The organism is Xylanimonas protaetiae (genome assembly GCF_004135385.1).
Taxonomy (GTDB): domain Bacteria; phylum Actinomycetota; class Actinomycetes; order Actinomycetales; family Cellulomonadaceae; genus Xylanimonas; species Xylanimonas protaetiae.
In genome coordinates, this window is record NZ_CP035493.1 from 2,250,071 (window position 1) to 2,261,436 (window position 11,366).

The 11,366-nt window shown below is 69.4% G+C and carries 9 protein-coding genes and 1 pseudogene; 2 read left to right on the forward strand and 8 right to left on the reverse strand.

Annotated features, from left to right (window positions below; translation table 11 throughout):
* Position 1 precedes the first annotated feature (1 nt).
* A complete protein-coding gene (locus ET471_RS10365; RefSeq protein ID WP_129188099.1) occupies positions 2-940 on the reverse strand; it encodes a type II secretion system F family protein in 939 nt (312 codons plus the stop codon).
* Positions 937-1,188, reverse strand: a pseudogene (locus ET471_RS10370) (type II secretion system F family protein); the annotation flags it as partial. The gene ET471_RS10365 and the pseudogene ET471_RS10370, both read right to left, overlap by 4 nt.
* Positions 1,189-1,461: 273 nt before the next feature.
* On the opposite strand from ET471_RS10370, the gene ET471_RS10375 reads away from it, so the two are divergent.
* Positions 1,462-2,988: a recombinase family protein gene (locus tag ET471_RS10375; protein WP_129188101.1), complete on the forward strand. Its 1,527-nt coding sequence runs from the start codon at positions 1,462-1,464 to the stop codon at positions 2,986-2,988.
* Between the two features lie 159 nt (positions 2,989-3,147).
* Here ET471_RS10375 and ET471_RS10380 read toward each other — a convergent pair whose 3' ends face one another.
* Positions 3,148-3,936: a hypothetical protein gene (locus tag ET471_RS10380; protein ID WP_129188103.1), complete on the reverse strand. Its 789-nt coding sequence runs from the start codon at positions 3,934-3,936 to the stop codon at positions 3,148-3,150.
* Between the two features lie 614 nt (positions 3,937-4,550).
* On the opposite strand from ET471_RS10380, the gene ET471_RS10385 reads away from it, so the two are divergent.
* A complete protein-coding gene (locus tag ET471_RS10385; protein ID WP_129188105.1) occupies positions 4,551-7,634 on the forward strand; it encodes a hypothetical protein in 3,084 nt (1,027 codons plus the stop codon).
* 294 nt (positions 7,635-7,928) lie between these two features.
* Here the strand turns inward: ET471_RS10385 and ET471_RS10390 are convergent, their stop codons facing one another.
* From ET471_RS10390 to ET471_RS10410, 5 genes are all read right to left on the reverse strand, one after another.
* Positions 7,929-8,294, reverse strand: a complete 366-nt coding sequence (locus ET471_RS10390; protein ID WP_129188108.1) for a hypothetical protein — start codon at positions 8,292-8,294, stop codon at positions 7,929-7,931.
* Positions 8,284-8,655, reverse strand: a complete 372-nt coding sequence (locus tag ET471_RS10395) for a hypothetical protein (protein WP_129188110.1) — start codon at positions 8,653-8,655, stop codon at positions 8,284-8,286. Before ET471_RS10395 ends, ET471_RS10390 begins: the two co-directional genes overlap by 11 nt.
* A 164-nt stretch (positions 8,656-8,819) precedes the next feature.
* Positions 8,820-9,356, reverse strand: a complete 537-nt coding sequence (locus ET471_RS10400; RefSeq protein WP_129188112.1) for a hypothetical protein — start codon at positions 9,354-9,356, stop codon at positions 8,820-8,822.
* Positions 9,357-9,364: 8 nt separating this feature from the next.
* Positions 9,365-10,015 (reverse strand): recombinase family protein, encoded by a 651-nt coding sequence (locus ET471_RS10405; RefSeq protein ID WP_129188114.1) that lies wholly within the window; start codon positions 10,013-10,015, stop codon positions 9,365-9,367.
* A gap of 404 nt (positions 10,016-10,419) precedes the next feature.
* A complete protein-coding gene (locus ET471_RS10410; protein WP_129188116.1) occupies positions 10,420-10,680 on the reverse strand; it encodes a hypothetical protein in 261 nt (86 codons plus the stop codon).
* Positions 10,681-11,366: the final 686 nt, after the last annotated feature.

Below are 11,366 nucleotides of genomic sequence, written 5' to 3' on the forward strand. Positions count from 1 at the left end.
GCTACAGGCCCACGCGGAGCGTGGCGAGCGAGGGGAACACGGCGAACACGACCGTGATCGGGAGGATCAGGAACACGACGGGGACGAGCATGGCGACCTCCTTCTTGCCGCCGGCCTCCATGAGCGCGCGCCGCCCGGACTCGCGCACGTCCTGGGCCTGGGCGCGCAGCACCTCGGCGAGCGGGGTGCCGCGCTCCAGGGCGACGGCGACGCCCTCCGCGAACCGTGTCAGGGACGGCAGGCCGGTGCGGTCGGCCATGTCGGTCAGCGCCAGCCCGATCGGGGACCCGGCGCGCACGTCGGCGAGGGTGCGGCGGATCTCGACCGACAGGTCGCCGTGGGCGGTCGCGGCGACGCGCTCGAGCGCGGACAGGGGTGCCTCGCCCGCGGTGACCGCGAGGGCCAGCAGCTCGGCGACCGTCGGGAACTCGGCGACCATGCGCTCCTCACGCTGGGTGATCTGGCGGCCGAGCAGCTGGTCGCACGTCGCGAAGCCGCACGCCCCCGCGATGAGCACGAGGAGGGCGAGCGGCACGGGCGCGAACCCGCGTGTCGCACCGATGAGGAGCGCGAGCGCCAGCCCGGTGACGAGCCCCGCGACGGTCCACACCACCTGGCGGGCGCGGAACTGGTCGACGCTCTCGGTGGACCCCGCGCGGTCGAGGCGTCGGCGGACCTCGGCGCGCGGGCTGCCGAGCCGCTCGAACCAGTGCGCGACATCGGCCAGCCACGGTGCGAGCAGCCGCTCGACGGCGGGGAACGGCGACCGCACGGCCTGCTCGCGCAGCAGGCCGCTCGTCGCGTCACGCGGCCGCAGCGCCGGGGCGAGCCGGGAGGCCAGCGTGACCCGCCGACCGCGCACCCAGGCGACGACGAGCAGCAGCCCGAGCCCGCCGAGCAGCCCGATCAGCGCCCCGGTCGACGACACCCACGCGCTCACCGGAGCACCCGCCCTTCCTCGGGCAGGCGCCCGATCCGGATCATGAGCCGGTACGCGACCACCGAGCATGCGGCCCCGCCGGCGAGCACGAGCACGCCGGCGGTCGAGTCGTAGGCCCGGGCGGTCTCCGGGCGGGTCGCCAGGAAGGCGAGCACCACCCACGGGCCGGCCGCGGCGAGCCGGGCCGCGTTGACCGTCCACGACTGGCGCGCCTCGAGCTCGCCGCGTGTGCGCGCGTCTGCCCGCAACGACTACCGGGTGACGTTAAGCCGCAGTTCAGAGACCTGATCGACGACTGGACGGACCGGCCACATGCACGCATCGCATGCACGAGCGGATCAGGCCACCGCCGCAACCCATATGGCGGCTATGGAACTTACCCCTGAGCAGATCGAAGAGAGCCGACAGGAAGGGTGGCGGCTCGCCTACGAGCACCCCCTCACCCCGGCCGCAGCGGCAGCGCTGCATGCTGTCCTGATCCGTGCCCAAGACACCACCGCGTCAACCTTGGTCGCAGCCGCATGAGCGCCACACGGCTCCGCGTTGTCCCCGACCCCGCGAACACGCCACGGCGCGCCATCATCTACGCCCGCGCCTCCCGAGACCGAACCCGGCGCGCGAAGTCGACGAAGTCTCAGGTCGACCGCTGCGAGTGGGAGGCGAGCATGCGGGGATGGACGGTCGTCGAGACGGTTGTCGACGACGACCGATCGGCGTCGGAGTACGCGCGCAAGGGCCGTGACGGCTGGAGTGCCGTCGTCGAGAAGATCGAACGCGGCGATGCTGACGTCCTCCTGATGTGGGAGGGCAGCCGGGCGACTCGCGCACTCGACGCGTACGTCGACCTAGAGAAGCAACTGCGCCGCCGCAATGTGCTGCTCTCGTACGACGGCGAGACCTACGACCTGGCGAAGCCGTCGGACAGGCGCCGGGCCGCGCAGGATGCCGTCGAGGCCCGGTACGAGGCAGACCGGATCCGGGCACGCATTACCCGGCAGAAGGCGACCGACGCGCAGACCGGGTGGATGGCATCTCAAGTCCCGTACGGGTACCTGCGGACCTACGACAAGCGCACGGGAGGGCTCCTCGGTCAGGAGCCTGAACCCCACAGTGCCGCCGTTGTCAGATGGATGGTCGACGCCATCCTGGTCGACGGGATGACTCCGAACAGCATCGCCACCGAGATGAACCGCCGTGATGAGCCGACGCCTGGCGAGTGGCGGGAAATGCAGAAGGGGCTCCCTCGTCCCACCTCGCTCGGGTGGACGTCGAAGACCGTCCAGCAAGTGCTGCGGGGTCCGGCAATCGCGGGACTGCGGCAGCACCGGCCGGCCGACGGTGGCCCGGAAGCGCTGTACGAGGCGGTCTGGCCCGCGATTATCACTGCAGAGGAGCGTGACACCCTCCTGGCCGCGACGTACCGGACCGACCGGCGAACGCACCAGTCGAATGCTCCCGCCCACCTGCTGACGTGGCTGGCGCGGTGCGGGGAATGCGGCGGGGCGATCCGGCACCGCGCGCAGAGGAACAAGGGGCGCGTCCACCGCGCGTACCAATGCGCGAATCGGAGGTGCGGGCGCGTCTACATCCAGCAAGGACCGACCGACGAGCACGTCACGGCGGTCTTGATCGGGTTCGTGTCGAACCCTGCAACGCGGGCGACCTTGCTGGGGGTGGCGCGTCCGGCGTCGGCTGGGCTGGGGCTGATCGATGGCGTGCGCCGTGCCGCCGAGTTGACCTCGAAAAAGGACGACCTGCGGGTGGCCTTCCTTGCGGGGTCGCTGTCTGCGGAGACGCTGGGCGAGGTGTCGCGGGACATCGATCGGGAACTGGCGCAGATCGAGGCGGCACGGCAGCCTGCCCCGGTAACAGGTCCGGCCGTACTGCGGCTGGCGTCTTCGGATGACGTGGCGGCGACGTGGCGGGCGCTCTCGCTGGCGGACCGCCGTCAGGTACTGCGTGGCCTCTTCGAGATCACGCTGACGCGGGCTTCAGCCAAGGGTCAGCGCACGTTCGACACGGGTCGAGTCGTAGTGCGCCGGGCCTAGTGGTCGAGCGTCTCTGGGTAGCGGGCCAGCCTCGGGTTCTGGCGCAACTCCGGTCTGACGCTGGTAACGCTGCCGGGAGCATGCTCGCAAATGCGAGCGTCGGCGGGTCGCGAGTGTTTCCGCCTGGGTGTCGGGGGGAAGTCCTACGGCTGGTCGTGGTCACTGACGTGGTGCGCTGCATTCGGGGAGGCCTGGTCCCCTCCTCACAGCATCGAGGAGGGGTGTGTCCCACCAGCCACCTCGGGTAGCGGCGCATACCTCGCGGCCTTCGATGGCTGATGTCTTCACCCACGTCGGCTCCCGCATGGCCGTCAGGAGAAGCGTGAACGACCCACGTTCGCCGATCACGTAGCCCACTACTGGGTCGGTGTCCTTCAGGACAACTCGCTCCCTGGGCACCCAGGGCTGGCCGAGGGAGACCGCGAGGATCAAGCCAATGCTCGTGGCCATAAGCCATTGGGCTGAGTCCCGGCCAATGCCTCGCCGCCGCGTGTGCTGCCCGCTGGCCCGGTCCCCCCGCCGTGCGGCTCGGAGGCGACTTGCGACCGCCACGATGTAGGCAGCAATCAAAGCCGTCAGGGCTATGGCGGTCAGCGGCGTCAGAAACGGGAGGACGAGAGTAGCAACCGGCACGACGAGTAGAGCGGAGACGACCTTGCTCACGAACGACGCGCCCGGTGCGTTGCCTCGGCTAATTGTGCGCTGTACGGGATCCGAGAAGTAGAACGCGGGAAGCACGGTCGCCGCGAGCGTGGCGGCTGAGGCGACGAGCACCTGGGGCCGGTCAATCGCGCCGAGCACCGCGAGCATCGTCGGAACATCGAGACCCGAGAAGACGTAGGCCTTGACGACGACGTAGCCAACGAGAAGGCCAGATGCAGTCAAGGCGAGGTGCCGCTCGACGGCATCGACGACTCGCCCGGACGGCGTTGGTTCGTTTGTCGTCACCCGATGAATCGTGACAGAGGCGTCCGACATGGAAAGACAAGGCGCGCCAGCAGTGCCAGCCCAGTAGCGCCCACGGGGCAATCGGCGGAAGCGCGTCTGTGCGGCCACTCCGAAGGGCGTGGCCTCGGTGGCACGCCACCCCACAGGTCGGCGGACCCGACGCTCGAACGGCGCCGTATGCCGCCGTGCGGCCCCCAGCCTGCCCCCGGGAATCGGCGGAAGTCCGCTGGTTCGTGCCGGTGCCCCCGTGCCCCCTCGTGGCGAAGAAGACTAGGGCAGCCGTCCCGACCCCGCGGGTGTGATGCAGATCATGGGCCGAGTCTCGGCTGCTCTCTCCTCCGTCCACGAGTCGGTGTTGCTTGAGGGCATGGGGGTAAGTACCTCGGAATCCGCAGAAACTCGCCGATTCTGAGGGGGCATGGGTGGGGCCATCGCGAGGGCAGCGGGGGGCAGACCAGGCTCCCACGTCGTCACATATGGACTTCATGAGCAACAACAGCACCGCCGTCGCGGTCCCCCCGTCCCCCCGTCCCACCTGCCCCGCGTCCTCCGCATCGTCCACGTCCTCCGAGTCCTCCACGACCGTTGCCCCGCACCCCCTGCCGCTGTTCGCGATGTCCGACTACCACTGCGTCGGCTCCACCTCCTCGGGCGCGGCGAAACTGCGCGACTCCGCCGTTGCGCCGCTGGTGGCGGCAGCCCGTGGGTACGCCACCTTCCTCAACGACAAGGCCGACCTGAAGCGGGCCAAGGACATCCTTGGTGTCACGTCGATGGCGTCCGGCAACGGCCGCATCTTGCGTGAGTGCGTCAGCACAGGTGACACGTTGCTGATGCCGTGGTTCGACGCGAACACCACGTGGCGGCACGCCCACGAGAACGAGATCGCGAGGCGGGGTGTGGCTCACCAGTTGCGCCCGTCCGCGCCGGTGAGGTTTCCGGGGGACAAGAAGGAACGCAAGTACGTCAACCTCAAGGACCAGGGCACCCGGATCGACCTGCACCCTGCGACCCCGCTGTCGTGGCTTAACTCCGGTCCGGACCAGCCGCAGACGATCGTGATCGCCGAGGGGCTCATCAAGGGCGACTCCGCCCTGACGGCCGTCCTTCGCGCTGCCGGGGTGTCCGACGAAGACCTGATGGAGCCCGGGGAGGGTGCCGACCCGGCCGCGCGGTTGCGACAGGTCATGGAGGCGATCCCGGCCGACAAGCGGTTCCTGATCCTGTCGGTCGTCGGGGTGGGCAACTGGCACAAGAACTCCGAGTGGAACACGATCGCCCCGGTCGGGCGTGACTGCTGGGTGACGTTCGACGCCGACCTGGCCACCAACCACCAGGTGTGGTCACAGGCCGCCCAGATGCAGGACTTCCTCGAAGCCAAGGGCGCCAAGGACGTCTTCTTCGTGGACCTGTCCGCGGCCGGTGCCACCGGCGCCAAGGACGGCCTGGACGACTTCCTCGCCCAGGCCGGTGTGTGGGGCGACATCGGTGCCAACCTTGTCGATTTGCCTGAGGCGCCGCTGCGTTTGGACGACGACGGCTTGTCGGACCCGATGGTCCGATTCCGGGTCTCGCCGGACGGGTCTGCGACGCAGCGGAAGGTCGCGACGCCGGACGGCGGGTCCTATTGGCAGGACCTCCTGCCGTTCGGCGGCCGGATCGCCTTCTACGAGACCGTCCGATCCCCGCGACAGTCCGAGATGGCGAGCGGGGTCGCGGAGACCACGCCCAGCCCGGACGATGAGACCAGGGCGACGATCGAGGTCGCGTACGGGTGTGACGGGGAGGTTCGGACCGCTGTCGTGCGGGGACGTCAGCGTGTCGTCGATGCGCTTCCTGCCGAGTGGTGGCGGGAGGGGGCGTCAATCCCGCGCACGTTGTCGGCGGTGTCTGGGTGGCCGCCGCGTCGTCAGGACGGCGAGGCGTTCTTGGAAGCGATGAAGGGCAACGGCGCGCCCGACGACCGTGTGCTGTGGGATGTCATGGGGTGGATGCCGTCCCCGCCGGACGGGTCTGGCCCCGTGTATGTCGTGGGTGACTGTGTGATCGGGAAGGATGGGCAGGTCTCCACCGACGACGTGCGCGTGGAGAACCCGCTGCCCATCGCGGAGAACTTCGGCGTCGTGTTCCCTGACCCCGACGTCGACTGGGTTGAGCAGGCTCTCATCGACGCCCGCGAGGTCATCGACGTGTACCTGCACTCCGGGGCGTGGACAGACCCGAGCATCGCCCACACCGTCCTGGCGCTTGCCCTGCGCCCGGCGCTGCCGCTGCTGCCGCGCGCCGCCGCCTACCTGGTCGGTGGTCCCGGTTCGGGGAAGTCGTTCACTGCGGGGCACATCATGTCGTTCTGGCAGTGCGGGCCCGACCGGTGGAACGAGAACTCCCTGACGGGCACCGCCGACGACACAGTCGCGTCCTCGGAGATCAACCGACACCACTCGAACATCTGGGTGGTCGACGACCTGGCCCCGTCACCGTCCAAGCAGACGTCGGAGCGTCAGCAGGCGGCCGTCGGCTCGATGATCCGGTCCAACTTCAACCGTCGGTCGCGGTCGCGCGCGACGGCGGAGATGGGCCTGCGGCGGGCGCGCCCGCCGCGCGCCCTGCTCATCGTGACCGCGGAGAACGAGCCGTCGGTGTCGTCCATCGCTGACCGCGTCATCACGCTGCGATTCGGCAAGGGTGCCCTGGCACCCACCACGGAGCCGACCGACCGGCTGCGTGTGCTCCAGCGGGAGAACCCCGCCCCGGCTCGACTGATGGGCGCGCTCTTGCGCTGGCTGGCGACCGGCGTCGCCGAGCCCGGCAAGTGGCTCGACCTCAACGCGGACCTCATCGGGGCACGCAACGGCTTGGAGTCGGCGTGCGCGAAGTGGATCGAGTCACTCTCCGGTGGACCAGACGCCGCCAAGGGCTCCCCGGCTCGTCAGGCGAAGATCGCCGCGGACCTGCTGCTGGGACTGTGGGTCTTCCGCGAGTTCCTCGACTTCCTCGGCGTCCTGGACGAGCCGCTGTTCGAGGCGTTCAGCAAGACCAATAACGACATGGTGCTGCGCGAGGCCGGGTGGTTCGACGCCGACGGCAAGCCCGTCCCCGACGGCGACCCGACCGGAGAGTTCCGGCCCACCCTGTACGCCTACTCCGCCTACGAACCGGTCGTCCGCCAGGTCATGTCGACCTACTCAGAGCGTGCCTCACGCTCCATCGGCGCTAGCATCCTCGAAGCCGTCCGCTCGACCCTGGAGTCCGGCAAGGGCTACCTGTCGGTCCCCGAGAGCCCGGACGCCTCCCCGGCCGACGTGTTCGGCCGCAAGGGCCTGAACGCCCGGATCGGGTGGCGCGGAGAGAGCCCGGCACCGGGGGCGACCCACATCGGGGCGATCACGAAGATCAACGATGCCCGATCCCCGCACAACGGCGAACTGGTCGTTTTGCTGAACCCATCGGACGCGTACTGCGCCGCATCCCGCAATCGCGAGGACGTGCTGCCGCACGGCACCAGGGCCGCTCAGGTGTGGGAAGCCGTGTGGGACGAGGGCCGCGCGCTTCCGGAGAACCAGGGCTGGAAGCGCAACACCGACTCACGGGGCCGGAAGCGCGCGTACGTGCGCGCCCGGCTCGGCGGCGAGGTCATCAAGGGCGTCCCGGTCCTGCTCGACGTCCTGCTCAACGGCGAGGAGGCCGACCGCGCGTAGGGTCCCGGTGGTGGCGCCCTCCGGCCGATGGTGGGCACCACCACCGCAGACCGCTCGCCCGCGACACTATGCGCCAGGCCCGGGCGCCAATCACGCCGGTAATGCGACCAGGCTCGGGAGTCATCCCACACGTTCATCAGGAACGTCCGACGGTTCCTTGCCCCTCATGTGTGGGGATCGAAGGAAGGTGTGGAGGGTGGCGACCAGGTCGTACCTCTTCCTTCGGGAACCGTCGGACGTTCTGAGTCGGGTGTGCCAGTACCGTGGCTAGCGCAGCGTGCCGCTGCTCTTCGGTCAGATTGGCCGGCTCAGGCGGGAGATGCGCCGCACGGGCGTTGTCTGGCGGAGCGTGATGGTGAGGCCGTCGCGCACGATGTCGAGCAGCAGGATCATGGGGTGCCCGACGGCGGTCTTGCCAGGCACGTCGATGACACCGTCTGCGGCTTGCCCGGCCGCGAGGAGCGGCACCCAGGCCCGGTCGCGGCGCAGCACCGCCACCTCGCGCCCGGGGTCCTCGGTCCCGCCGGGGAGGCGCGCCACTCTGGCCCCGTCGGGGGTGGTCTCGACTAGGTAGCGGGTCCCGGACGCGGTGTCGACGAGCCAGCAGGCGCCGGGCATGGCGAGCAGGTCCGCAGCGACCACTGGCGTGTCAGCACCCACAGGGCTTCCCCGGAGTCACGGCGGTGGGCTGGTCGGTGTTGCGTGCGACGATGACCGTCGCGACGGCTGTCCACACGGTTACGTGCGGCACCCGGTGGTGATCGGCGAGCGTCGTGATCCAGTCCGCCATGGCCTGGGGCACGCGTGCGGCGGTCCGCACACGGGCGCCTCTGGGCCGCTCTCCACGTAGGTCCAGGACGGCGTGCTCGACGGCCGGGTCCCGCCACAGTGCGGCACGAGTCACCTCGTCACGCAGCACCTGCGACGTGGTCGTTCCCTCCCGCTCGGCGACTGCGCGCAGGCGGGCGAACAGTCCTTCGGGAAGATCGAAGTTCGCGTGGATCGGCACCTCGGACCGCATCGTGGTTCTCCTTGTCGTGGGATGCCCGGGTAGTCCCGGCTGCGGGGTACTTGTCCGGGCGAGCGCAGGTTCGAAACCGGCACAGTCGTGCCAGCAGGGGCCATCACCGTCATGCGGAGACGCCACCCGCAATGTGGAGATGCGGCCTGGCCCGGGTCCCCGCCTCAGAATGGGGGATCGTCCGAATGCTCCTGCCAGGGTGAGCGCGGCTCGGCTGCCTCGCTCGTGGGTTGGCTTTGGTCTCGCGCGGGATCTGGCGGGGCTGGGGCGCCGTTGTCGGCGTTCGGTGCTGGCCCTGCGGTCGTCAGAGGCAGACCTCGGTCGGAGTCGTTGGTCGTCCACCGTGCGGGTTGATCCTGGCGTTGCCAGGCGGCGTCGGGTCGATCGTTTGCGAGCCCGTCGGCCAGGAGAAGGTCGATGAGGTGCGGACCGCCGCCCGGTGTCCGGTCCGAGAGGGCGAGGTAGAACGGCAGCCTGACCAGCCACGAGTACGGGGTCTCGCCGCAGGTGGAGGCATCCTCGCCGCAGCCTGAGCAGTTCTCGGCGGTGTGGAAGCGCAGGTAGAGCGGCTCGCAGTCGCGGACGAGTCGCTCCAGCACCCAGCCGGTGAACCCGACATCGAGACGGTCGATGGCCCACACGCGGTCGTTGGTGTCGAGGAGGAAGGTGCCCTGCTCCAGGACCCACGCTTCGATGCGCACGCGAGCCCTCATCGTGCGTCCCTCGGCGCGGTCAGCGCCTGGTAGATCGAGGACCGTGAGACCCCCAAGCGCCGGGCGGCCTCGGCCTTGGGCACACCGGCGTCGATGAGCGCTCTGGCCTCTCCGGCGAGGGACGCCGTCGCGACGGGCTTCCGGCCCCGGTACTTTCCCTTCGCCTTGGCGATAGCGATGCCTTCTGCCTGGCGCTCCCTGATCAGCGCGACCTCGAACTCGGCGATCGCCCCCATTACAGACAGCAAGAGGGTCGCCATCGGATCGGTTGCGTCGGCCGCGAAAGTCATGCTCTCCTTCGCGAAGTGAACTCTGACTCCGCGGGCGACGAGGTCGTCGACGATACGGCGAAGGTCGACGACGGAGCGTGCGAGCCGGTCGAACGATGCGACGACGAGCGTGTCGCCGTCTCGGAGCCAGTCGAGCGCGTCCCGCAGCGCGGGGCGGTCGGTCGTGCGGCCCGACGCCTTGTCGACGAACCAGCGCTTGGGCTCGCCACCGATCGCTTCCCGGATGGCGTGCTCCTGGCGCGCCGGGTTCTGATCGATGCTCGACACCCGGGCATAGCCGACCTGATCGTGGCGGATCGCCGTCGACACCGCGTTCTGCCCGTTTGGGGTGACCCCGCCCACAGGGTTGGCGTTCATCTCGTCCTCCCACCTCAGTCACACAGCAGGTGGGATGGGCGGGGCCTCCTTCTCCATGGCCAAGTGGGCTACACCTCAGGTGGACAGCGGAGTCGAGCGGAAGGCGTGGGCCTGCTACTTCCTGATGACGACGACCCGGGTTGGCGTCGAGGAATGTCCTGGATGCCGTGATGTAGGACTCCGGAGTGCCGGTGATTCGATCCGAGTGGTCGAGCCGGGCCGGCCCGACAGGAACGCCTTCGGCGGGCGCCTCGTGAGGCGCGAGTTGAGATCGCGTGTCTCTTCAAGACCGGGGACGAGGAACCCTTCGGTCCCGCCGACTTCGCGTCCACACGGGATGCGCACCGGCGTCTTGGCGCACTCGACCCAGTGCGACGGCGCGCGCAGGCTTGGGGGCGGCGCGGCTACCGACCCGGAGGAGTCGACGGTCGTTCAATCACAAACCGTTGCTTGCCATTGACGGTGAGCATCTGGTTGAAGATGTCAATGGTCTCCTGGCTGAACTGCGCGGCGTGGCGCCGCATGTACTTGACAGTCAGGCCGAAGTCGAACTCCCACAACTTCGCGATCCAAACCTCGAAGGAGGGGTCGTCTTTGAGGTTCCGTGCCATCGAGAAGAACATGACGTTGTCACGGATGTCCCCGGTCGATCTCCGCACGCTCATGTGACTCCCCACGTTTGCGCTCTCGTCGTGGCTCGCTGTGCTTCCGCATCACACTGCACGTCGATCAAATGGCGTCGCCTAGGTGGCGCTGGGCGCTAGCCCCAAGCGCAACACCATCGATCCGACGGTGATGCCTACGAGATCCTCGGTTGGCGCGCGGTGACCGGCTCCCATCGTGCCGTGATCGGCTCCCATGGTGATGAATGCGCCTGCGGCGCCCGGAACCACTGCGGTCCCGGCGTGGCAACGGTCAAGTGAAGGACGTCTGCGGCGCCCTTGCCGTCCCGATGTCGGGTCACACCTCCTGTGGCATACGCACGGTCCTCAACGCCCACGCCACGACGGCATGCCAGAGCGACACCTGCTGGAAGGTGCCGCTGCGAGGCGGACGGTGAACCGCACCGCGACGCCACGTTGGAGCCTTCGATGTCGCGGCGACCTTCCATCGCGAGGAACGTGACGCCGCGCAGCGCGTCCCACGCCGGGTGAGCCTGCCCAATCCCGCGCACTGCGCCGGGTCGCATCCGGTAGCGGGCGTCGGATCGGCAGTCCTGTCCGCCGCCTTGGCCGCGAGAGATAGTCCACCGGGAGTGCTGGACTGGGACGGGCCGCCCTCGTCTTGGGCGAGTGGTGTGTGCGAGCGCGGAGCCTGATGACTCGGCTTCAGGTCGTCGTCCTTGCCAAAC